The 24,183-nt window shown below is 39.9% G+C and carries 17 protein-coding genes; 5 read left to right on the top strand and 12 right to left on the bottom strand.

Translation table 11 applies throughout. The annotated features are described in order from the left end of the window. Window positions 1-80: 80 nt before the first annotated feature. Window positions 81-668, bottom strand: coding sequence for an urea carboxylase-associated family protein (locus H0W62_12695; protein MBA3649389.1), 588 nt, complete (start codon window positions 666-668; stop codon window positions 81-83). 170 nt (window positions 669-838) lie between these two features. Between H0W62_12695 and H0W62_12690 the strand changes: the two genes are divergently transcribed. Together H0W62_12690 and cls are read left to right on the top strand one after the other, a co-directional pair. Beyond that, complete coding sequence (locus H0W62_12690; protein MBA3649388.1) at window positions 839-1,525, top strand: DUF4918 family protein; 687 nt, start codon at window positions 839-841, stop codon at window positions 1,523-1,525. Window positions 1,526-1,609: 84 nt separating this feature from the next. Beyond that, the gene (gene cls, locus H0W62_12685; GenBank protein ID MBA3649387.1) at window positions 1,610-3,064 is read left to right on the top strand and encodes a cardiolipin synthase; all 1,455 of its coding nucleotides are present in this window, start codon (window positions 1,610-1,612) and stop codon (window positions 3,062-3,064) included. Between the two features lie 13 nt (window positions 3,065-3,077). Here cls and H0W62_12680 read toward each other — a convergent pair whose 3' ends face one another. Next, window positions 3,078-6,512 (bottom strand): pyruvate carboxylase, encoded by a 3,435-nt coding sequence (locus tag H0W62_12680; GenBank protein ID MBA3649386.1) that lies wholly within the window; start codon window positions 6,510-6,512, stop codon window positions 3,078-3,080. A gap of 222 nt (window positions 6,513-6,734) precedes the next feature. Between H0W62_12680 and H0W62_12675 the strand changes: the two genes are divergently transcribed. Continuing rightward, window positions 6,735-7,001, top strand: a complete 267-nt coding sequence (locus H0W62_12675) for a hypothetical protein (protein ID MBA3649385.1) — start codon at window positions 6,735-6,737, stop codon at window positions 6,999-7,001. Between the two features lie 88 nt (window positions 7,002-7,089). Here the strand turns inward: H0W62_12675 and H0W62_12670 are convergent, their stop codons facing one another. The 8 genes from H0W62_12670 to H0W62_12635 all read right to left on the bottom strand — a co-directional run bounded on the left by H0W62_12670 (window position 7,090) and on the right by H0W62_12635 (window position 16,447). After that, a complete protein-coding gene (locus H0W62_12670) occupies window positions 7,090-7,707 on the bottom strand; it encodes a hypothetical protein (GenBank protein ID MBA3649384.1) in 618 nt (205 codons plus the stop codon). Next, window positions 7,700-8,104, bottom strand: coding sequence for a hypothetical protein (locus H0W62_12665; protein MBA3649383.1), 405 nt, complete (start codon window positions 8,102-8,104; stop codon window positions 7,700-7,702). The genes H0W62_12670 and H0W62_12665 overlap by 8 nt, the downstream gene beginning before the upstream one ends. Continuing rightward, window positions 8,101-8,283, bottom strand: a complete 183-nt coding sequence (locus H0W62_12660; GenBank protein ID MBA3649382.1) for an AtpZ/AtpI family protein — start codon at window positions 8,281-8,283, stop codon at window positions 8,101-8,103. The genes H0W62_12665 and H0W62_12660 overlap by 4 nt, the downstream gene beginning before the upstream one ends. Window positions 8,284-8,293: 10 nt before the next feature. Then, window positions 8,294-8,704, bottom strand: coding sequence for a polymer-forming cytoskeletal protein (locus H0W62_12655; protein MBA3649381.1), 411 nt, complete (start codon window positions 8,702-8,704; stop codon window positions 8,294-8,296). Window positions 8,705-8,793: 89 nt separating this feature from the next. Next, the gene (locus H0W62_12650; protein ID MBA3649380.1) at window positions 8,794-9,693 is read right to left on the bottom strand and encodes a M23 family metallopeptidase; all 900 of its coding nucleotides are present in this window, start codon (window positions 9,691-9,693) and stop codon (window positions 8,794-8,796) included. A gap of 228 nt (window positions 9,694-9,921) precedes the next feature. After that, window positions 9,922-11,961, bottom strand: coding sequence for a T9SS type A sorting domain-containing protein (locus tag H0W62_12645; protein ID MBA3649379.1), 2,040 nt, complete (start codon window positions 11,959-11,961; stop codon window positions 9,922-9,924). A 275-nt stretch (window positions 11,962-12,236) separates the two neighbouring features. Beyond that, a complete protein-coding gene (locus tag H0W62_12640; GenBank protein MBA3649378.1) occupies window positions 12,237-14,273 on the bottom strand; it encodes a hypothetical protein in 2,037 nt (678 codons plus the stop codon). A 134-nt stretch (window positions 14,274-14,407) separates the two neighbouring features. Further along, window positions 14,408-16,447 (bottom strand): hypothetical protein, encoded by a 2,040-nt coding sequence (locus H0W62_12635; GenBank protein MBA3649377.1) that lies wholly within the window; start codon window positions 16,445-16,447, stop codon window positions 14,408-14,410. A 468-nt stretch (window positions 16,448-16,915) separates the two neighbouring features. On the opposite strand from H0W62_12635, the gene H0W62_12630 reads away from it, so the two are divergent. Next, on the top strand, window positions 16,916-19,738 hold the full coding sequence (locus H0W62_12630) for a tetratricopeptide repeat protein (GenBank protein ID MBA3649376.1): 2,823 nt from the start codon (window positions 16,916-16,918) through the stop codon (window positions 19,736-19,738). A gap of 141 nt (window positions 19,739-19,879) precedes the next feature. After that, complete coding sequence (locus tag H0W62_12625; protein ID MBA3649375.1) at window positions 19,880-22,099, top strand: transglycosylase domain-containing protein; 2,220 nt, start codon at window positions 19,880-19,882, stop codon at window positions 22,097-22,099. A gap of 79 nt (window positions 22,100-22,178) precedes the next feature. On the opposite strand, the gene atpC is transcribed toward H0W62_12625, so the two are convergent. Beyond that, window positions 22,179-22,427 carry an ATP synthase F1 subunit epsilon gene (atpC, locus tag H0W62_12620; protein ID MBA3649374.1) on the bottom strand — a complete coding sequence of 83 codons (249 nt, stop codon included), beginning with the start codon at window positions 22,425-22,427 and terminating at the stop codon, window positions 22,179-22,181. 72 nt (window positions 22,428-22,499) lie between these two features. Next, complete coding sequence (locus H0W62_12615) at window positions 22,500-24,011, bottom strand: F0F1 ATP synthase subunit beta (GenBank protein ID MBA3649373.1); 1,512 nt, start codon at window positions 24,009-24,011, stop codon at window positions 22,500-22,502. Window positions 24,012-24,183: the final 172 nt, after the last annotated feature.

The raw sequence follows: 24,183 nt of genomic DNA, 5'->3' as shown, positions 1-24,183 counted from the left end.
ATCAGCTGGATTAAATACAAGTAGTTACAAAAATTGCGTCTTCCAATAAAAATTGCTTCAGGAGGAATTCTACCTGCCTGCTAACTTCCCTGGTCGATCTTATATCCGATAGGCTTAAAAGAATAATTGTTGGACATTTCTGCCGAACATGCAGTTATACCGACAATAAGATCCATGTGTGCTTTAATAACAATGTGATCCCCTGATTTGCTTTTTGGCGGAAGTACGCCGACTTTGCCAGTATCTTCATTTACGGTTACATTCATAAAAATATTGAAGCAGACGGGAATATCATCCGGCTTAATATCATACTCCTTTAATGCTTCTGCTAAATTTCCAAAACAGCCCCTATGAGGATTCTTATGGCCATAGATGATACGGAAAGTATCTGCACTGCAGGGTGTAAGAAGAAAGTCATGCCTGCCTACGGTATCTTCCACCAGGTCAAACATTATATTGCTCCTGTTCGAATAAAAGTGATTTCCTTTTGTCAGGAATATTGTTTCTGCATAATCAATCGTCCGCCCGGAAGAGAGGTATTCTTTTTTATCATGCAGGCCGAAGCAGATAAAATCTGATACCTGTTCTCCGTATATATCGGTTATGGTTAAGTGGTCACCTTTATTTAAGATAAAGGCAGTGCCTGTTCGCGGAGGAATAACATTCATCCTGTTACTTTTAATTTATTGCAAGATATCCGATTCTTTTAAATAGACACAACAATTTGGCGCTGACACAGAATTTATTGAAATGACATTCCACGGAAAACAGTTGTAAAAAACGCAATGGTAATGGGAATTAAGAATCTTAGATTAACGGCTTTTTAAAGATGCAAAACATGCCGGTGAACACTTTTGCTGATAGAGCAATTAGTTTTTTTAACAGCCTCGAACTGGAATTAGATGATTCATTAAAAATTGGAGTATTGAATCCCTATCAAAGCACTATAGTGAAGAATGTGGTTGACAATTTTTTTACAAAGTATTTTAATGACCGTAATCAGCGAATTTTCATATTCGGTATTAATCCCGGCAGACATGGCGGTGGAATAACAGGTATCTCTTTTACCGATCCTCTGGCACTGCTTAAGCATTGCGGAATTGAAAATGTTTTCAATAAAAGGTTTGAGCTATCAAGTGAATTTATTTACAGGGTTATTGAAAGATACGGTGGCCCCGGTCTATTCTATCGTCACTTTTTTCTCACTGCAATTTGCCCCTTAGGTTTCACAAAAGATAATAAAAACTACAATTACTACGATGACAAAAAATTATTGGAAGCCGTAGAACCTTTCATAAGAGAAACCTTTAACAGCCAAATTAATATAGGCGCAAAGAAAGATGTCCTAATTTGTCTTGGTACCGGAAAAAATAAAAGGTTTATTGAGACATTGAATAATGAAACTCAATATTTTAAAAAAGTAATAGCACTTGAGCATCCAAGATTTATCATGCAATACAAAAGAAAAAAATTGGAAGCGTACATACAGCAATATGTAAATACAATTTCGGATTTAGTAATATAAAACCTGTATCGCTGTTGAAATCAAAGGCCACAATTCGTAAAGCTTTTACAATTATCTTCACCTCATAACCATTGTAGATTGAATATGCTCCACGGCTACACAGGCACTGTTATAATTGGGGCATATTTATTCATTATAGTGCTCATATGCATACGCGTGCTTCTTGATACGGTGCATTCAGAAAAAACAGTGGCTTATCTCTTCCTGGTTATTTTCTTCCCGGTTATAGGGATCATCATCTATTTCACCTTTGGTGTAAACTTCCACAAGAGAAAATTATATAAAGACAAATCTAAAGAAAACGACAAACTGCTGAAGTCATTGAAAAAATGGATCGATACAGAAACGTATAATAATACAGAAACTTATAAAGAGGAGATCGATGGTAAGGAGGATCTTGTTGCCTTGCTCCTTAACGACAATTTTTCGCCACTCACCAATAACAATAAAGTAACTCTTTTAAATAACGGCGAAAATAAATTCCCGGACGTATTTGAAGCGCTTGAAAAGGCTGAGCAATATATACACATAGAGTATTACATCTATGAGGATGATGTAATCGGGAATAAGCTGAAAGACCTGCTGATCAAAAAGGCTAACGAAGGAATTGCTGTACGTGTGATCTTCGACGATTTCGGAAGCCACGGAATAAAAAAGCATCTTGTAAAAGAGTTACGAAAAGGCGGTGTTGAAGTGCATCCGTTCTATGAAATCAAATTTTTCTTTTTTGCCGATAGATATAATTACCGTAATCACCGGAAGATTATTATAGTTGATGGCAAGGTTGGATTTACAGGTGGTATAAATGTTTCAGATAAATATGTAAACAGTAATAAGAACAAGTTGTACTGGCGTGATACGCATATAAAAATAGAGGGAGAAGGTGTTTACATGCTGCAGTACCATTTCCTCTGTAACTGGAATTTTTGTTGTCAACCCTTAAAGATTACGAAAGACTTTTTTCCTGACATTTCAAATTCTGCGCATAAAAAACAATTAGTGCAAATAGCTGCAAGCGGTCCGGATTCAGACCGTGAAAGCGTGATGCTATCCTTCTTTACAGCTATTGTAGGAGCCAAAAAACAGGTGTATATAACTTCTCCTTATTTTATTCCTGGCGAAACCATCATGAATGCTATTATAAAGGCTGCTTTGAGTGGCGTGGATGTTCGCCTTCTTATTCCCGGAAAGTCCGATTCAAATATTGTAAACTATGCGTCACGGGCAAACTATGGAGAGCTGCTGAGTGCCGGTGTAAGAGTCTTCATGTATAAAAAAGGATTTGTTCATGCTAAAACCATTGCAGTAGATGAAAACCTTTCTGTTGTAGGATCAGCTAATATGGATCTGCGCAGCTTCGACCTGAATTTTGAGCTGGTGGCCGTAGTGTACAACCGCAAATTAAATCAGGATTTGCGTAAATCTTTTTTAGCTGACCTTGAAGACAGCAAAGAGATATTTGCTAAGGAATGGAACAACCGGAGCAAACTGGTTTTGGTGGGTGAAGCGCTGGCGAAGCTTATTAGTCCGGTACTGTGATCATCTTGTCAGTTTAAAACTCCATCACCAGATCATCTGCCTCCACCAACGTGCGTTCTACTAATGCAATTCTTTTTATAACACCATCCCTGGGTGCAGTAAAAGTTGTTTCCATCTTCATCGCCTCAATAATAAACAGCGGCTGGTTCTTTTTTACTGCTTCACCTTCCTTTACAAAAATCCGGGAAAGCATTCCCTGCAAAGGAGCTCCAAGCTGTTGGTCGTCCTTAGCCTTTTGATGCATCTCTTTTTTAACCGTGATCTTTCGGTCTTTTATTTCTACCGTTCTCGTTTGCCCGTTGAGGCGGAAATAAACCGTACGAATCCCATTTTCATCCCCATCGCCTACATACAGCAGGCGTATCATCAATGTTTTCCCCCTGCCAATCTCTACCAGAACTTCTTCATTACTTTTCAGCCCATAAAAAAATGCGGGTGTAGGGATTGCAGTTACATCGCCAAACAGTTGCTGATGCTCATAATATTCTTCGAAAACTTTGGGATAAAACTGGTAAGAAAGAAAGTCAAGAAAGGTCTGAGATGAATCAAATTTTAATTGAAACTCTGAAAACGCACTATCGAAATCTATGGGTTGAAGATGGGCATTGGGCAGGTCTGTGAATGGCATCTCTTCCTTCAATACAATCTTTTGCAGCTTTTTTGGAAAGCCGCCTGGCGGTTGCCCGATTTCCCCCCTGAAAAATCCCTTTACCGATTCAGGAAAAGAGAGATCCGCTCCTTTCGAAATCACATCTTCTTTCGTGAGCTTGTTAGAGATCATATACATCGCCATATCACCGACCACCTTGGATGAAGGGGTTACTTTCACGATATCACCAAACAACTCATTCACCTCTTCATAAGCTTTTTTAATATCGTCCATGCGGTCGGCCAGCCCGAGTGCAGCTGCCTGCGGCTTGAGGTTAGAATATTGTCCTCCGGGAATTTCATTCTTATATACTTCCGCCATGCCGGACATCAGGCCGCTTTCGAAGGGATAATAAAATTCACGAACAGTCTCCCAATAATTAGAGAAGCGATTCAGCGAATCGATATCCATCTTCAGTTCCCGTTCCTGGCCGCGCATCATTTCCACCACAGAGTTGAAGTTTGGCTGCGATGTAAGTCCGGACAATGCTCCTAAAGAAAGATCAACTACGTCCACCCCTGCCTCGATAGCCTTTAAATACGTTGCAGCCTGTATGCCTGCCGTATCATGCGTATGGAGATGAATAGGGATGCTGATTACTTTTTTAAGTTCCGATACGAGTTCCTGTGCAGCATAAGGCTTTAGTAAGCCGCTCATATCCTTTATTCCCAGGATATGCGCTCCCATATCTTCCAGCTCTCTGGCGAGGCCGAGATAATATTGCAGTGTATATTTTTTCCTGTTTGGGTCGGTAATATCTCCAGTATAGCAGATACACGCTTCTGCCAGGCCATTAGTCCTTTCACGTACCGCACGAACACTAATGCTCATGCTCTTTGTCCAGTTCAGTGAATCGAATATCCGGAATATATCCACGCCGTTATTCCAGGATTCTTCAATAAATCTTTCGACAAGGTTATCCGGGTATGCAGAATAGCCGATCGCATTATTGCCGCGGATGAGCATTTGAAAGAGAATATTAGGTATGGCTTTCCGCAAAAGCTGCAGCCGCTTCCAGGGGCATTCATGTAAGAACCGCAAGGCAACATCAAATGTGGCCCCACCCCATACCTCCATTGAAAAAACCTCCGGATGATGATGGGCGAAGCTTTCGGCTACCGCAAGCATATCGCGCGTTCGCACGCGTGTGGCAAGCAGGGATTGGTGCGCATCCCGGAAAGTGGTATCGGTATATTGGATCTCTTTTTTGTCTTTTAACCATCGGGAAAATTTCTCGGGACCTAATTGATTAAGCTGTTGCTTAGTACCTGAAGGAAGTTTTTCAAAATGGTTGAAGTCGGGAATTTTAGGTGTTTGAAATACTTTGGAGGGGTCCTTTTTTGTAACATCTTTATTTCCATTAACCATTACCTCAGCGAGATAGCGCAGCACCTTAGTTCCCCGGTCCTGCTGCTGGCTCACCTGGAATAGTTCAGGATATTTCTCAATAAACTTTACCGTTGCATTTCCTTCTGCAAAAACAGGGTTGGTGATTACCTTTTCAAGGAAGGGAATATTTGTCTTCACTCCACGAATCCGGTATTCGGTAAGTGTACGGTACATTTTTGCAGCAGCACCCTTCAGTGTTTTTCCGTGTGCAGTAACCTTAGCAAGCATGGAATCGAAGAAGGGAGAAACTCTGACACCCTGGTAAGAGCTTCCTTCATCTATTCGTATACCATGCCCACCGGCATTTCTGTAGGCAATGATGGTCCCGTAATCAGGCTTGAAATTATTTTGTGGATCTTCCGTAGTGATGCGGCATTGAATCGCAACACCGTGGCAGGGAATTCCCTGCTGCGATGGTATATCAATTTCCGGCGAATCCAGTCTTTTTCCATCTGCAATCAGTATCTGGCTCCTCACAATGTCAATTCCTGTAATCTCTTCCGTAACAGTGTGCTCTACCTGAATTCTTGGATTTACCTCAATGAAATAAATATGGTCTTCCTTGTCCACCAGAAACTCTGCTGTGCCGGCATTATTATAGTTGACGGAATGCGCCAGAAGCAGTGCGTATTCATAGAGTTTGTCTTTAACCTCTTGTTTAACAGACGTAGCAGGAGCTACTTCCACTACTTTCTGAAACCTTCTCTGAACGCTGCAATCCCGCTCATACAGGTGAACTATGTTTCCGAATTCATCACCCAGCAGTTGCACTTCAATATGCTTCGGATCATCGACAAACTTTTCGAGAAACATGGTGTCGTTACCAAAGGCATTCATTGCCTCGCGCCGCGCTTCATTAAAGGTTTTCTCAAATTCATCTGCATTGTGTAATACCCGCATTCCGCGTCCGCCACCACCTGCACTGGCCTTCAACATCACCGGAAAACCGATGCGTTCAGCCTCTTTTAATGCAATGGATGAATTCAGTAAATCTTCGTGGTTATCTTCAATGACCGGCACATTACAGGAACGAGCCACAATTTTTGAAGCCACCTTATCGCCAAGCTGTTCCATCACTTCAGCGGCAGGGCCAATAAAAATTATATTTTCCTCTTTACATCGTTTTACAAACCGGACATTTTCAGAAAGAAAGCCGTATCCCGGATGGATGGCATCTGCTTCATTCTCTTTTGCTATCCTTAAAATTTCCTCAATGTCGAGATAAGGCTTCAATGGCTCTTCATCAGGCCCTATCTGATAACCCTCATCGGCCTTATACCGGTGCAGAGAATAACGGTCTTCATAGGTATACACTGCAACGGTGCGAATGCCTAATTCTGAAGCAGCACGTAAGGCCCGTATGGCAATTTCCCCCCTGTTTGCAACAAGAAGCTTCTTTATTTTCTGCATGGACTAACTGATATGGAATTTAACCATTGAGGTGAGTAAAGGTAATTTTCGATAACCTATCCGGCAATGAAAAAAATAAATCAACCACTGCTGAATCTATAATCTATAAAGTTGATAAAATTATTAACCAAAAATTATAATAAACCTTACGTATTAATTATTCTCAACACAGTTTTCAAATATTGATTTATTAATTTTTGTTCACCCTTAATTTCTTACATAATGAAAAAACTTTTCTTCTTATCACTGCTGATGGTCACCTTGTCAGCTCAAGCACAGTATTTTCAACGGGACTTTAATTTAGACTATGCAACACCCAGTTCAGGAATGAACAGTTACGCAGCGGAATCAGAACGGTTTATAATTTTGGCGGCGGTGTACCTGCAAATTATTTCTATGCCGGCATTGGCACCAGCTATCTCACTATTTAAGAATGAAGAACAACAATTCAGAGATCAGGAAACCATTTGTAAAAGAATCGGGCCTTGAAAAAAAATTTAAAGCCGGTATTCATACGCCGGCTTTAAATTTTTAAATGTGATTGAGTAAGCTTAATTATTACGGCGTGAATAGTTCTTTATAAATCTTCTACCTTTTTTATCTCTGCCATCGGGCTAAACAGATAGATCCTGTTGGTTTTAATTTCATAGCATTTAAATCGCTTTCTCAATCTTTCTCCTTTGCGAAAAGTCCGGTTTCCATGCGAAGAGAACAACATTCCTTCCCGTAGATCATCCAAATGAAGGACCGATTTTTTATTGTATGTATTTAAAACCTTAACCAAATCCGGATCAACACAATGGGTTGCTGACGGATTTATTAAATATCTTTTTAAAGCTGCTGTTACATCACGCGGAAAGATCTTCTTACCTCTCAGCTCATCCGACACAACTTTAAATTCCTCCTTCCATTCCATACCATGCGAAGGCACACTTCGCCTGTATTTTTCCCAGGTTGTTAAATGGGCCATCTCGTGCAGGAAGGTAATGAGGAAGGAATACCTGTTTAAATCGCCGTTGACTGAAATACGATGGCCCTGATTATTGTAAGGCGAATGGTAATCGCCCAAAACAGAATTTCTCTTTTGAGTAATGGTAAAGATAATTTTATAATCACTGATCCATTTAATGACATTCTGAATGGATTCTTCCGGAAAATAGGGTTGCAGTATGTGACTAAAATCTTCTTCAGCCATTTTTTTTCAAAGCCCTTTCATAATTATCCGCCATAATCAATTCGCGGATTTCAAATACGGTGTAAACAATGTAGAAGAAAAAAAAAGGAATAATAAACAGTACATCTTTCGGCTTAACAAGCAAAGCGTATCCCATTATAAAAAAGCCGCACAAAAGTATTTTAACCAATACTGATCCATTAATGATAGATACAAACCTATAGGCATTTTCTGTTTTGATTGCTTTCAATCCAAAATAAAAAATAAGTGCCGTAATCAGGAAGAAAAATAAAAGAGTAATCCAGGTAAACACTTCAAAAGCTTCAAATAAAGGAGAAACATAATTCAGTGCTGCTACAATTACTACCATAATTATAGTAAGGATAATCAGCCGGACGAAGAACACAGAATATTTCATCCTTCCTTTTTTGAAATATTCTTGATAACAAGGTAAAGGGCAATGATTACCGCACCAAAAGAAAATATAAGCTCAAAAAGCGGGAATCCGGGCGATAGCCATTTATCTGCAAAATATCCTGCAATAAAGCCTATAGCTATGGTTCCGATAATTTGATACGCAATTTGGGTATAGCGCAAAAAACCGGGATCAGATAGCTTCTTTCTTTTGAATTTGGTTTTGGGAAGGTTTTTCACTCGGTTTTATTTCTTTAACTCCCATCCTGCAAGAACCCGTAAAGCGTGCCCCGGCTTCTACTATTAATTTTCCGGTAGTAATATCGCCCTCCAGATAAGCAGTGGATTTCAAAAACAACATATCGCTTACTTCGAGCTTCCCAAAAATTTTCCCGCTCATATCTGCGCTATCACATAAAATATCGCCATCTACTACACCGGACGTACCGATGGTTACTTTTGCCTTTGAGTGAATAGTGCCTTTAATCTTTCCCTCAATGCGGATGTCACTTTCAGAATTAATTTCACCCACTATTTGTGTACCGGGTCCTATAATGTTCACTGTAGACGAAGATGAAGATGCAGAAGGGGAAGAAAAAACCATCGGGCTTTTAATTTGTTTGTCATCCTTTGTGTTGAACATGGTGAAAATTTTTGGTGTTATGAATTTGGTTTCATTATTTATCAAAGAAATTAATTAAATACAATATAATCTTCGGGATTTAAAGGCAGCCCGTTGTACCAAAGCTCGAAGTGCAAATGAGGTCCGCTCGACAGCTCACCGGTATTACCAATTATGGCAATGGCGTCACCTGCTTTTACGTAATTTCCTTCTTCTTTAAGCAGAACAGAATTGTGTTTATACAAAGATATTAAATTGTCGGTATGCTGTATAGCTAAAACATATCCGGTTTCAGCGGTCCAACCAGCAAAAATTACAATGCCATCCAGCGTAGCTTTAATGGGTTCATTGGCGGCCGCTACAACATCGAGACCATAGTGCAATTCTTTAGCATTAAAGGGCTCGGTAATATACCCTTTTACAGGCGTAAAAAAATGGAAGCTGCGTATGGAGGATTTATTTGAAGGAGATACCACCGAACTTTTTTCATTTATGGAAAAGCGCTGGTCCTGCTCTATGTCTTTCCGCAGCAATTTTTCTGAAGCACTTATTTTTCCTGGATTAATGGAATCATAAACGGGTACAGAAGATTTACTGATTTCCCTGATCTTAGTAACCGGAAGCTCTCCATTTATCACTCGCTGAATGTTTTGAAGATACAGGTCATTGGCATACATCACTTTCTCCAGGGAATCGCTCGTCAATTTTAAATCAATAAAATCTTTTTTTGTATTTACGTCAGCATACCCCGGTATATATTCCTTCAAAGGTGTGAAAACAATAGCAGAAACCGTGATCAGAACCAGCATCAAAAGAAGAGTGCTTATCAGGATGTATACATTCATGCGGGTAAGCCGGAAAGTAGTTACTTCCTCAAAGGTTTCATCATTTAAAAGTATCAACCGGTACTTATCAGTAAGCCGGCGGAGCCAGGATTTTCTTAATTTATGCTGGGTAGTTGCCTCTGCCATTTCTTGCAAATTGCAAAGATCATCAAAAGAGTGATTTTGGAAAAGCAAACATATTCACATCACCTTAAGGTTAAAGAAATATTAACCCTATATAATTCATGATATTGTTTCCCACTACGCTATGGTTGGCGGAGGATAATACAGGGCAAATAATTGGTTCAGGCAATCATTAAATAAGTGCACCCCTGCATATCATCTGCAAGGGTGCACAGTAATTTCCTAAAATCTTTACCGCGTTACTGCAAATTTCACTGTTTCCCTGAAATTCCGGCTTTCTGCTATAGCTATATACAAACCAGGTGTTAAAGTTTGAATAGGAATTGAGTTTCTTCCTTTTTCCAAATAGTAATTATTGGCATTGACCATTCTCCCCATCAGATCAAAAATTTTCATTTGAACCGGGTCAGTTTCAGGCAAATCTAACAGCAGGTAATAACCGCTTGAAGTTATAATCACTTTTGCCTTTGCAGAAATTCCTGCTTCAGCAGGCACTGATTTCAGGCAGTTGTCTATAGTAAGCGTTATACTGCTTCCGCTTCTGAATATTTTAACTCCCTTAACAGTAATGCAACCACCCTGGTAAAGAAAGTTTCCGCTTTGAACTGTTTGACCATTGTTATTCACCGACCATGAAATGGTTTGTCCACTTAAAGGTTTAAACAATTGTAAGTGGCGTAAAGTAATATCAGTAGTGCAGGAATCATATTGTTTTGGATAAAGGATTCCGCCCATATACATATCCTTCACAAAACAGTAAATAGAATACTGGCAGGATTGATCTGCTATTGATTCATCCGTCCAATCCAGGTAACCATCTAAGGCTCCATTGGCATCGCCATTTTTTGAATCTCCGGTACCCGGATTTTGATTGATGGAACAATAAGCAAAAGCAGGATAAGAATGTGCCATTGTGAACCGCTCATAATTTGGAGTGGTTTCAATATCAGTAAACTGCCGATTTGTGCCACTGTGCTGCCTCTGATCCCAGAACCATAAACCTCCCTGATGAGTTACATTCACGGAATCGTACCAATGGAATTTACCGACCCAGCCCACTTTCGTATCGTTCTTTCCGTTTACGCCGGTAAGGTAGGGTACGCCTCTGTCATAATTGAGCCGATACATATAACGCATATCCATTAAATTCCAAATAGGAATGGCAATGCCTGTTCTGAAGTCAATAACATCGGAAGGAACGTTTGTAACGGATGAACACCATTCACGCTCAAACGATGACCCCGGCGCAGATTTGACTAAAATTGGTGCAGAAGAAGCATATGCTACGGTTATCAGATCGGGATTCATTACCGCCAGAAATAATGCTCCGAAGCCATTGTGGGAATTACCCGTCAAGTACACTTTGTTAGTATCTACAGGAAAATTCTTGCGAATCCATAGTAGTGTTTGCCTTACCCGAGCCTGGCTGTAAGTGCCTACCGAACCAGAACTGAATACAGGATTGGTGGTGCTGTACATATCGTAACCGGTATTATACCCTACCCAATAGGTATTGCTTCCATTCGGAAGCCAATCATCCATTTTTAAGGAAATGCAGTTATCGCAAAGCGTGGTGGCGTCACTGGAAAGGGGGTTGTTGTCTTTCACATAAAAATACAACGATTTATTTGTGTAAGAACCCTTTGTAAAAACGGAAAAATTGTAGCCGTACGACCCTGCATTATTAAATGGGGGATAATTTGGCGCATTCTGATTATCACCCCAGTTTACGTATTCATATTGTACAATCCCACCTTCTAAGGAAGTGGTTTTCTGTAGTATGGGCTGGGGTGTTGCAACGACTTCATTAACGCCGTTGTTCAGGCTATTGCTACCCGCTATAATAGTTTGATCTTCCTGGTTATTACTTAAGGTTACAACAGTTACTGCATAATACCAGTTTGAACTTGAAGCAGAGGTGGCGACGTATAAACCATTTGTACTGGCCAAAGGGCCTGAAGCAGGATCAATAGTGAAGTAATAAGGTAATCTTTTGACGTTTGATTTTCTGATATTCTGCGAGGAATTATCCCTTACATATCCCAGGTAAGTACTTGCTGCTAAATCCAGCGAGGAGGTAATCATTACCGGTGAGCGGTACAATTTATATTTCAAATTGGTTGCCGCAGGATTTTGCCACGTAAGAAATACCTGACCGCTTTTGTAAGTAGCTGTTAAACTAGCTACAGTATAACCAAATACGGAAGTTGTAAAAATGAGCAGGGTAATGGTTAGGCACACCCTTGACAGGAAGTAAAAAAAATTTTTCATGAGGCTTTGATTTGGTGATGAAAAAATAAGATGAAGCATTATAAAATGAATGCTCTCTTACGGAAATATTTATGGGAAGTGTCACGCTCCAGGGATAAAATGGTGCCAGAAGTAAGAATATAGAATATTATGGTATAAATGGCTACCTATAAATAGGTAATCCTGATTGGGCCAATAATAATACCTAACTATATATGGATCGGATTCGGACTGCTGAAACCAGGTGGTGTTTTATTGTTAACCCCGGAATCAACAATCCGAATCCGATCCTGATTTTATTTTAAGAAATCAAGCTTTGCACTTTGCCGGAAATGGCTTCCCTGCAGCATTGCTATATAAAACCCATTATTAAGTGACTGAACCGGTATTGAGTTTAAGCCTTTAGCTAAATCTAAATGCTGCTCTATAACCACCTTTCCACTCATGTCAAGAATTTTCATATCAGCATGGTCATCAAAAGGAAGATTTAATACCATTTCATATCCTCCGGGGATCGGGACTACATTTACCTTAATGGGGTCTGAAAGCTGCGCTTCAAATTTCTGTGTCCTTGAACATTTGCTTATTTTTAAAGAGATTTCACTTTTAGATTTGTATATCTTCACTCCATAGAGTGTAATCGGTCCGCCGTTGTAGGTAAATGAGCCATTCTGAATCTGAGTACCCGAATTTATTACTGACCACGTAATCTTGTCCCCTTCTTCCGGTTTAAAATTTTGCTCACGACGAAAGGTTATATCGCTGGTGCAGGAGGAATATTGATTCTTATCAGGGCTTCCTCCAACGTAAAGATCTTTAATAAAGCAGGTGATGGAATAATTACAAGCTTCATCTTCAATAGAAGCATCATCCCAGTCAAGATAACCGTTAATGGCACCATAATCATCACCATCATTGGGGTCGCCGGTACCGGGATCCTCATTAATAGAGCAATAAGCAAATGCGGGATAGGAACGGTTGATACGGTAGCGTTCATAATCGGGAGTAGTTTCTGCATCAGTAAACTGCGCTCCCCCACCTCCATGCACGCGCTGATCCCAATACCATACTCCACCCTGGCGGGTTGCATTTAAAGAATCGTACCAGTGGAATTTTTGAACCCATCCTGCAGTAACGTCATTCTTTCCATTTACACCTGAATTAAACGGTATATCGTTTTTATCAACGTTATACATGTGGCGGGAATCCATCAAATCCCAGATTAAAATGGCTGCTCCGGTATTTGGATCAGTTACGTCGCTTGGTAAATTCAGGCTGTTATCACACCACATCTGTTCCCGAATGTCGCCGTCCACTGTTTTTACTAATATCGGTGTAGAGGTAACATAAATAGCTGCTACCTGCTTAGGCGAGACCACTGACGTTAATAAAGCACCGAATCCATTATGCGAATTCCCTGTGAGATAGACCTTATTACTGTCTATTGCCCAATGGTTTCGCACCCATTGCAAAGTTTTTTTTACCCTTGCCTGCGAGTAAGTTTTAACAGTTCCTTTTTTAGCTACCGGATTGGTTTCAGAATAAATATCATAGTTTTCATTGTACCCCACCCAATAGGTATTGCCTCCATTGGGCAACCAATCATCCATCTTTAATACTGTGCAATTATCACAAAGATCTGTTCCCTCTTCTGAAAAAGGATTATTGTCTTTAAAATAAACATATAGTGGACCATTTTTACTTTTTCCCCTGTCAAAAAGAGAAAAATTATAACCATACGAGCCCGCATTATTGAATGCTGGACAATTCTTTGTATCCTGATTATTTCCCCATTGCACATATTCATATTGTATCACTCCATCTGTTAGCGTTTCACTGTTCTGGAGTACAGGCTGTGGAAAGCCTACCGATTCTGCAATACTGCCTGATAACGAATTTTCTCCCAAATCAATAGTTTTATCTTCTGAATCATTGTTAAGATTAACTACGGTTACAGCATAAAAATAATCATCCTCATCAGTACAGGTAATCACATAAAGACCTTCGTCATTGCTAAGCGGATCACTGGATGCAGGTGTTATAAAATTATAGCTCTTCTGGGCATCTGACTTCCTTATATTCTGCCCTGAGTTATCACGTACATTTCCTAAATAATTAGAAGAAAGCTGATCCGGACTGGTAATTTTTTTTGTACTCCGATAAACATTATATTTTAAATTGTTTGCCTTAGGGTTTTTCCAAATAAGAAAAACCTGACCGCTTTTATAAGAGGCAGATAAATTTGAAACAGTGTAAGAAAATGCCGGGTAAGCATAAGATAATGTTCCGCACGCAAGGCATAGCCCTGCTAATAATTTTTTGAATGTTTTCATGATGGTGGTTTGGTATTAAAAAATTAGAAACTAGATATTAATTAAAGCCTGATCATTAATTAACAATAACAGAAGATGCTTGTAAAACCTCAATGTTGGTATCCCCCCAACTATTGGGTTCTAAAGCATCACAGTTACTTCATAAAATTCAATTTTACAGCCTGGTTAAAACTATTTCCCTGCATCAATGCTACATAGACTCCATTCCCCGGAGAAAAAACGGGAATGGAATTCAAGCCCCGCATCATTTCAATTATTCTGGATGAAATCAGTTTTCCACTCATATCAAATATATCAAGCCGGATGTAGTCATCTGAGGGAAGGTTTAACACCAATTGGTATCCATCCGGAATAGCAACCACTTTTACCTGATCGTCAGGTAAGGTGTCTTCCGCTAATTTTCCGCTTGAACACTTATTTATTTTTAGTGAAATATCACTTTTTGATTTATAAATCTTTACTCCATATAGTGTTATTGCGCCACCGTAATAAGTAAAGGAGCCGCTTTGAATCTCATTGCCTTCCTTTTTAACAGCCCATGAGATTTTTTCTCCCATTCCGGGCTTAAATTTTTGAACTCTCCGCAGAGTAATATCACTCGTACATGATTTATATTGTTCTTTATCAAGTTTTCCGCCTACATAAAAATCTTTTACAAAGCAGGTGACTGCATAGCTGCATGCCTCGTCAGTTAATGAACCATCTTCCCAGTCAAGATATCCATTTATGGCTCCATATGGATCGCCATTTTTCGAATCACCATCACCGGGATTTTGATTGATAGAGCAATATGCAAATGCGGGGTATGACTTATGAATGGCATATCGCTCATAATCCGGTTTGGTTTCATCCGGAGTAAACTGCGAACCATCACCTCCATGATCCCTTTGGTCCCAATACCAGGTGCCTCCGGCACGGGTTGCGTTTAATGAATCATACCAATGAAACTTTTGAACCCAGCCTACAGTAATGTCATTCTTGCCGTTAACACCACCCATGAAAGGAATATAAGAATCGTAATTCAGGCGGTCCATAAAACGGTTATCAAATAATTTCCAGACAGGAACAGGCTCATTTGTTCGGGGATCCGTAATGTCAGTTGGCAGGTCTACCGAGTTATCACACCATTGCCGTTCACGGCTCGATCCATTTTCCGCTTTAATAAGTATAGGTGGAACTACGCCATATACGGCTGCAATCTGATCGGTATTTAACTGGCCGGTGAACATTGCCCCAAAACCATTGTGAGAGGTTCCTGTAATATAAACCTTGTTGCTATCAACATTTAAATTCAATCTGGCCCATTTTAGAGTCTGTCCCATTCTCGCCTGGGTATAGGTTTTAATTATTCCGGTAGTGAAAACAGGATTGCTTGCTGAATAAATATCATACTGGTCATTGTAACCCACCCAATATGTGTTGTTTTCGTTGGGCAGCCAGTCGTCGGGTTTCAATACTGAACAATCGGAGCACAGATCAGAAGCATCTTCGAAAGGATTATCATCCTTTACTAAAACGAATAATTCGCTTTTTCCACTGCCATGTTTGAATACTGAAAAATTATATCCGTAAGAACCGCAATTGTTAAAAGCAGGATAACCAGGCGCATCCTGATTATCGCCCCAGTTAACGTACTCATATTGAATGGTACCATCTTTTAGTGTTTCGCTCTGTTGTAAAACCGGCTGGGGGCCTTCAATTGTTTCAGAAACGGCTTTTGATAGACTATTGCTCCCCTGCACAATAGTCTTGTTTTCCTTATCATCATTAAGCGTGACAACCGTAACCGCGTAGTAGTATTGCTTGTTTTTAATACTGGTTGCTACATACAGTCCCTGATTACTTTTAAGTGGTCCGTCTGCAGCATTTGTCACAAAAAAATAATCCTTGTTTTCAAGTTTAGATTTCCGGATATTTTTTGATGAATTATCCATCACATAACCGAGATAAGCAGAAGAAGTAATTTGAATTGATGAGGTAATTTTTGACGTGGAGCGATAGATCTTGTATTTTAAATTTGAAAAAGATGGGTTTACCCAGGTTAGAAATACCTGACCGCTTTTAAAGGTTGCCTTGAGACCTGTAACCGTATAGCAGTAACCGGATCCGGCACTTAAAACAAAAATTACAAGGCAGCATAACAGTGTTGTTAAAAAATGTAAACAATTTTTCATGTTATTGGTGTTTTTATAAATGAAAAATAGCTGATCAGACCATTCTTTACTCCGGGCTTCTCACTATCAGTGATCAGCGTCCGGTTGATTTCAAAAGCGTTATTATCGCATGACTTTGTAAGAATTGGTTTTGTCATAGAAAAGTCACAGCCCCGCGAAATACTAACAGTTTACATTTAGCGCCAAACAAAAATTTTTGAGAAACGGAGGATTCTATAATTTATTCTTAAGTGTTTAATCCTGAAAATTAATTAGATGCGTAATAGTTTAGGTGCCTTTCGCTTTCAGAATTACAATCAATAATTTCTGAGCGAAACCATAGTTTTAATACAAGGCTTGCTGATTGCGCTTTGATAATTATTTGCAGTTTTTTGCCTGATTTTGTTAGCTAATATTTCTCTATTGTCTGCTCAGGAACAAAATAAAATCACGGTATAAGAGTTAATTTTAGGCTTTAAAAAATACCTCTTGAAGAAAATTGTATTATTAGTTTGTACAATAAGTGCTGCTTTCCTTCTTATTGCAGGTTGCTCATCTTCAAAGAAAGGCGAGAGGTCGGCTATAGGTCGTGTTTATCAAAATACTACCGCACATTATAACGGCTTCTATTATGCAAAGCTGAAATTAACTGAGGCTGAAAATCAAATGATTACCAGCAGAAAATACAATTTTGATCAATTGCTTCCTCTTTTTAAGGTGGGTAATCCGGACGATGCCGCGGGGAACAATGACATGGATTCAGTTATCAGGCGATTGACTATTGTGGTAAAGCTGCATCCCGACAGCAAATGGACAGATGATGCTTATCTGAATATTGGCAAAGCTTATTACTATAAGAAAAATTATGAAGCGGCACTTGCCACTTTCCAATATGTGTCCGGCAAATTTGGAGATAAAAAAGCGCTAACGGAAGCCAGCAATAATAAAAAAACCAGCACTCCATCAAAATCAGGCAGCCATGGTAAACCTCAGTCCGCAGCTCAAAAACAGAAAGCTGCCGAAGATGCTGAGGCCAAAGAAGCTGCGAAAACCCAGGCATCGCTGCCTTCATCTTCGTCCGGTGGATTGCTTAAACATACACCTGTACATGATGAAGATTTATTCTGGATGGCCCGCACCTTTACCAACCTGGGCCAATTTTCGGATGCGCAATCTGTATTGTCGTTCATGAAAAACAAATCATTGCCTGTTAATTTAAAAGAAGAATATGGTGTAGTTCAAACCAATTTATTTATCGAACAAAAGCAGTATACAAATGCGATAGAACCATTAAAATCTGCAATAGCCTCCGCTAAAGACCATAAAGACAAAACGCGGTATACGTATGTACTTGCCCAGCTTTACCAGTTTACAAAAAACTACAAATTAGCCTCTCAGTATTTTGACGCCATAACCAGGATGAAGCCATCCTATGAAATGGAATTTAATTCCAGGATAGCGGTAGCAAAGAACTATGTGATTTCCGGGGCAGGATCACCGGGAGCCATTTCAGCGCAACTTGAGTCCATGGTGCGGGACGACCGGTATGAAGATTTTTATGACCAGATTTATTATGAGCTGGCCTTAGTTAATCTTCGCCAGAATAAGGAAGATATTGCAGTAAAAAATTTAGAATCCTCAATTCGTAAGAGCACCAGCAATATTAACCAAAAGGGTCTGGCATTTCTAAAATTAGGAGAAATGGATTTCAATGAGCAGGATTATCTTTCTGCCTCTCCGGACTACGACAGTGCCGTTTCATTCCTTGACGCTAAATTCGATACGCTTGACCAGGTCAAGAGCCTTCAACGCACTCTGAAAAACCTTTCTGATCAATATTACATTATACTGGAACAGGACAGCCTGCAAAAACTTGCTGCCATGAGCGAAAAAGACCGAAATCGTTTTATTGATGATCTGATCGCTGAACAGGAACGACAAAAGCAGGAACAGTCAAGAGATTCTGTTGTGAATTCAGAGTCGTTTCAAAATCAGCAATTAAACAACGACAGAAGTACTGTTCAGAATCAGGCTCAGGGAAGTAGTTGGTATTTTTACAACACTTCTCTCAAAGCAACAGGCTTTAATGAGTTCAGGCAGAAATGGGGGAACCGAAAAAATGAAGATAACTGGCGTAGAAACAATAAATCTTCGTCTGATATCACCACTGCTAATGGACAAAATACGCTACCAGGGGAACAGCAAACAGGTGCCGGTGCCGAAAATCTTCAAAAAGACAATGCAGAGAATGCCCTGAGCGCTATGCTTTTAAACATTCCCCTTACCACTGCAAAAATGGAGGCTTCAAACAATAAAATCTTTGACGCTTATTATATCCTGGGCACTATATATAAAGATGAGTTACACAACAGCGCTAAAGCCACAGAAACATTTGAAAAATTAGCATCAAGATTTCCTGAAAACGAAAATATTTCCCGTGTATACTATAGCCTTTACCTGATTTACAGTGAAAAAGGAAATATTGCCAAAGCAGAAACATTTAAGCAGCTGCTGATCAACAACTATCCTAATAGCGCTTATGCCGCAGTGCTTACTGATCCTAATTATCTGAATAAGGCAAAGGCGCAGCAGAATGCCTTAAATACTTACTATGCATCTACTTATAATTATTACGTAGCCGAGAAGTATCCGGATGTAATTGCCCATGCCCAGGCAGCTGATACTCTTTTTAAAGATAATCCACTGCAATCAAAATTTGACTTACTGGAGGCATTTTCAATTGGAAAGCTGCAGGATACTACTGCGCTAATTGCAGCTCTTGATTCTTTTATAAAGCGTTACCCGACGGGTGCTGAGCATGAGATTGCAGTAGACCTTCTTATAAACCTTGGCGTAGAACCGGAGATTGAAAAACCTGCTGAAAATATCTCCGATAATTTTCCTAAAAAAGAAGAAACCAAAAGTTCTCCATATCAATATCATCCTGATAATCCTCAGTATCTGGTTATTGTTTTTAATACAATTTCTCCTAAAACCAGGGCGGTAATGGATTCTATAGATAATTATAATTCCTTGAATTATTCCATAGATAATTACAAAGTAAGTTCCCAATTGCTCGACACTAAATCACAAATGATCCTGGTAAAGCAAATGAAAAGCAGTAAGGAGGCTATTGCATATTATAATGAGCTCTCAGATCAGGATGGAGTATTTGAGCCTGTTGAAGATCTCTCCTATGAATTGCTCCTTATTGACGATAAAAACTACCCTATCTTTTATAAGCTCAAAAACATGGACGAGTACCGGAAATTCTTCGAAACAAATTACGATTTAGATGATGAAGGAAATTGACTTTTACCTTTACTTCTAAATTTGATTTTTGTTTACCCGCTTCAAGAATGATTTACTTTACAAACTTTAGTAAACAAAATCGACTATCTCAATTAATAAGTATCCATCAATTGTTGTGACTATTAAATTTTTTTGTGCTCAATGACCGGAAATAAAAATTTTAAACAATACGTTCGTTATTTCTGGTATATCGTTTCTGGGGGTCTTGGAATATTTCTCCTAATGTTTGTACTGGCCATGTTGGGTGCCTTTGGCCAAATGCCATCCTTTGATGAGCTGGAAAATCCAAAAAATTCCTTGGCAACGGAGGTATACTCGGCCGACGGGATATTGCTTGGCAAATATTATTTTGAAAACCGCTCCCCGATTTCCTATGATGAAATTCCAGCCATGATCAGGAAATGCCTGATTGCCACGGAAGACGTGCGTTTTTACCAGCATTCAGGTATTGATTTCCGGGGACAATTTGCAGCAATTTTTTCAACTCTTTTAGGCGATAAGCGGGGAGGCAGCACCATTACACAGCAACTGGCAAAAAATCTCTTCCCGCGTCCGCAGAATGCAAGTGTCATAACCACTATCTTCTCAAAATTTAAAGAATGGGTAATAGCCGTAAAACTTGAAAGGCGTTATACTAAAGATGAAATTCTGGATCTCTATCTTCAAACAGTACAGTTCAGCGAAAATTCCTTCGGCATTAAATCAGCAGCACTAACCTATTTTGGCAAGACTCCGGATTCTTTAAAAGTAGAGGAAGCAGCCGTCCTGATTGGCATGCTGCGGGGTGCTACCTTATACAATCCACGCCGCAATCCGGAAAATGCATTAAAACGAAGAAACATAGTATTATCCCAAATGGTAAAATATGGCTTTCTAAAAAATCAGCTGGCCTCCGCTTTAAAAAAAACACCTATCACGCTGCATTATGTAAGCCCCGACCATAATGAGGGACTTGCAACATATTTCAGGGAATATCTCCGCCAGGATTTAGTAAATTTTTGTAAACAGAATAAGAAACCCGATGGTTCGCAATATAATATTTACAAGGATGGCTTAAAAGTATATACTACTATCAACTCCACCATGCAGCAATATGCAGAGGTTGCTGTTCAAAAGCATATGAAAGAATTGCAGCAGCAGTTTTATCAAAGTTATAAAAGCAGTGTTCCGTGGGGGAAAAATAATAAGTACATAGAAGATGCAATGAAACAAAGCGAAAGGTGGACGAGGATGAAGTACGAAGGATTTTCAGAAGATTCCATTCTGCATGCCTTTCAGACAAAGTTACCCATGACCGTTTTTTCCTACCATGGTGATGTGGATACTGTTATGAGTCCGTGGGATTCGCTGAAGTATTATAAGTTCTTTCTGCATTGCGGGTTCATGGCGATGGATGCCAGCACTGGATCTGTGCTCGCATGGGTAGGCGGTATTAACCACCATTATTTTCAATATGATCATGTAAACATTAATGCAAAACGACAAGTGGGGTCTGCCATTAAGCCGATTTTATACAGCGTAGCTATTGATAATGGATATTCACCTTGTTTTGAAGTCCCCAATGAACGGGTGGTATTCGAAAATTTTCAGAACTGGTCTCCCGAAAATTCAGATGGCAGGTATGGCGGTTTGCTTAACCTGTATCAGGGCCTTGCGGGTTCCGTTAATTGCATAAGTGCTTTTCTAATGAAGCAAATCGGACCGCAGCCAATGATAGATCTTGCAAAAAGAATGGGCATCACCAGTAAAATGGACCCCTATCCCTCTCTTTGCCTTGGTGTTCCTGACATTTCAATTTATGAGATGACAGGCGTATATGGCACATTTGCAAATAAGGGTGTATATACTCAGCCACAATATTTAATCAGAATTGAAGACAATAAAGGAAACGTAATTCATGATTTTACAACCAAGCGTGCTGAAGTAATGAGTGAGCAGGTTTCTTATGTGATGGTAAAAATGCTTGAAAATGTAGTTAACTATGGTACTGCCCGCCGTTTACGATCCGCTTATGGTATTGCCTCGGAGATGGGGGGGAAAACAGGTACTACTCAGAATAACACCGATGGCTGGTTTATGGGCATAACTCCGCAGGTTGTAGGAGGTTGTTGGGTAGGGGGAGATGACCGCATCATCCGTTTTCGGTCTACCTTTTATGGACAGGGTGCTAATATGGCACTTCCCGTGTGGGCTTACTTTATGAAAAGCTGCTATGCTGATAAATCACTTAACATTTCCACTAAGTCCCATTTTGTACCTCCCTCCGGCGATTTCACAATTGAAACGGATTGCTCCAAGTATAATGACATCCAGGAAAATACAAACACTGATTTTATTTTTGGAAATAACAATCTCCGGTAGCTTGCACCATAGCCAAAATCGCAAGACAGGTTATTTTATGTGTGGGAAAAAAATGCTGTGAAATTTATTCAGCAAGGAATTAACCTGCAATTGCTCCCTCTACCAATACAGTGACCTTATTTTTCAATACTTCTACAAATCCACTTTGTACGGTATAGAAGAACTCTTCTTTTTTAAGATTTACTTTTATTTTTCCTTCCTTAATCGAAGCAATCAACGGTGCATGGTGATTTAAAACCTGGAAGACTCCTTCTGTGCCCGGAAACATAACTGCATCAGCTTCTCCACTATAAATTCTTTTTTCCGGAGTAAGAATATCGAGTTGCATAATAGAAGTGAGTGATAAAGAGTGAAGTAAATTTGTTTATTTATAAGAAAACATCAGAAAGAATGGTATCGGTTAATTCTTTGCTGCCTCCATCATTTTCTTCCCTTTTTCAATTGCATCATCAATGGTCCCTACCAGGTTAAAGGCTGCTTCCGGAAATTCATCCACTTCACCATCCATAATCATATTAAATCCGCGGATGGTTTCTTCTATGGGAACAAGCACTCCTTTTAGACCTGTAAATTGTTCGGCAACATGGAATGGTTGCGACAGGAAGCGCTGCACACGCCGGGCTCTGGATACAGTGAGCTTGTCTTCCTCACTTAATTCATCAAGACCCAGGATAGCAATAATATCCTGTAATTCCTTATAGCGCTGCAGAATCATCTTCAACCGCTGGGCAGTATTGTAATGCTGTTCCCCTACTACATTTACAGTAAGGATCCGCGACGTTGAATCCAGAGGATCTACCGCAGGATAAATTCCTAATTCAGAAATTTTTCTGTTCAAAACCGTGGTTGCATCCAGGTGGGCAAACGTGGTTGCAGGTGCCGGGTCAGTTAAATCATCTGCCGGTACATATACTGCTTGTACTGAAGTGATGGATCCTCTTTTAGTTGACGTGATCCGCTCCTGCATAATTCCCATCTCTGTTGCCAGGGTGGGCTGATATCCCACTGCTGAAGGCATTCGGCCCAGCAATGCGGATACTTCGGATCCGGCCTGCGTAAAACGGAATATGTTATCAATAAAAAATAGAATGTCTTTTCCTTTAGCCTCATTAGGATCTCCATCACGAAAATATTCGGCTACCGTTAATCCGCTAAGGGCAACCCGTGCACGGGCGCCGGGTGGCTCATTCATTTGACCAAATACTAATGTTGCCTGGGATTTGGAAAGCTCTTCACGGTCAATCTTAGAAAGATCCCAGCTTCCTTTTTCCATACTATGTTTAAATTCATCACCATACCGGATAACATTGGATTCAATCATTTCGCGCAGCAAATCATTTCCTTCACGGGTCCGTTCTCCAACACCTGCAAATACAGACATACCGGCATAGGCCTTTGCAATGTTGTTGATTAACTCCATGATTAATACGGTCTTCCCTACCCCCGCTCCCCCAAACAACCCGATTTTACCTCCTTTTGAATATGGTTCAATGAGGTCTATTACTTTAATACCAGTATAGAGAACCTCTGACTGGGTGGTAAGATCTTCAAATCTGGGCGGACGGGAGTGAATGGGATAGCCCCCTTCATTACTTACATCTCCAATTCCATCGATGGCCTGCCCAACCACATTGAATAGCCTGCCTTTTATTTTTTCACCCGTTGGCATTTTAATATTCATGCCTGTATCGACACAATCCATTCCGCGCATTAACCCTTCAGAAGAATCCATCGCTACAGTGCGCACGCCGTCTTCACCAAGATGCTGTTGTACTTCCAGTATTAATTTTTGCCCGTTATCACGTGTAACCTCGAGCGCATTCAGAATTTCCGGAAGAGTAGAATCTTTCCCTTCAAAACTTACATCGATTACTGGACCTATAATCTGCTTGATTTTGCCAATGTTAGCCATAAATGTATAGAATCTTAATAATGGTAATTGTGAATAGCAACTCCTTTGATGACTGTTTTTTGTAAGGATATGCGCGGATTAACGGCCGCAAAGATATGTTCCTAACGTTTAAGTTGGTAATCAGAGTCATAATTAATCACTTTGGTTCGCAGCCCTGAGTGGCAATTCTTCA

The sequence above is a fragment of the Chitinophagales bacterium genome (assembly GCA_013816805.1).
Classification (GTDB): Bacteria; Bacteroidota; Bacteroidia; order Chitinophagales; family UBA10324; genus MGR-bin340.
This window is presented reverse-complemented; position numbering and strand designations above follow the sequence as displayed.

Bases quoted from the DNA above. Each gene is read 5' to 3' on its own strand.
- H0W62_12695 (MBA3649389.1), bottom strand. From the start codon at position 668: ATGAATGTTATTCCTCCGCGAACAGGCACTGCCTTTATCTTAAATAAA.
- H0W62_12690 (MBA3649388.1), top strand. From the start codon at position 839: ATGCCGGTGAACACTTTTGCTGATAGAGCAATTAGTTTTTTTAACAGC.
- cls (MBA3649387.1), top strand. From the start codon at position 1,610: ATGCTCCACGGCTACACAGGCACTGTTATAATTGGGGCATATTTATTC.
- H0W62_12680 (MBA3649386.1), bottom strand. From the start codon at position 6,512: ATGCAGAAAATAAAGAAGCTTCTTGTTGCAAACAGGGGGGAAATTGCC.
- H0W62_12675 (MBA3649385.1), top strand. From the start codon at position 6,735: ATGAAAAAACTTTTCTTCTTATCACTGCTGATGGTCACCTTGTCAGCT.
- H0W62_12670 (MBA3649384.1), bottom strand. From the start codon at position 7,707: ATGGCTGAAGAAGATTTTAGTCACATACTGCAACCCTATTTTCCGGAA.
- H0W62_12665 (MBA3649383.1), bottom strand. From the start codon at position 8,104: ATGAAATATTCTGTGTTCTTCGTCCGGCTGATTATCCTTACTATAATT.
- H0W62_12655 (MBA3649381.1), bottom strand. From the start codon at position 8,704: ATGGTTTTTTCTTCCCCTTCTGCATCTTCATCTTCGTCTACAGTGAAC.
- H0W62_12650 (MBA3649380.1), bottom strand. From the start codon at position 9,693: ATGGCAGAGGCAACTACCCAGCATAAATTAAGAAAATCCTGGCTCCGC.
- H0W62_12645 (MBA3649379.1), bottom strand. From the start codon at position 11,961: ATGAAAAATTTTTTTTACTTCCTGTCAAGGGTGTGCCTAACCATTACC.
- H0W62_12640 (MBA3649378.1), bottom strand. From the start codon at position 14,273: ATGAAAACATTCAAAAAATTATTAGCAGGGCTATGCCTTGCGTGCGGA.
- H0W62_12635 (MBA3649377.1), bottom strand. From the start codon at position 16,447: ATGAAAAATTGTTTACATTTTTTAACAACACTGTTATGCTGCCTTGTA.
- H0W62_12625 (MBA3649375.1), top strand. From the start codon at position 19,880: ATGACCGGAAATAAAAATTTTAAACAATACGTTCGTTATTTCTGGTAT.
- atpC (MBA3649374.1), bottom strand. From the start codon at position 22,427: ATGCAACTCGATATTCTTACTCCGGAAAAAAGAATTTATAGTGGAGAA.
- H0W62_12615 (MBA3649373.1), bottom strand. From the start codon at position 24,011: ATGGCTAACATTGGCAAAATCAAGCAGATTATAGGTCCAGTAATCGAT.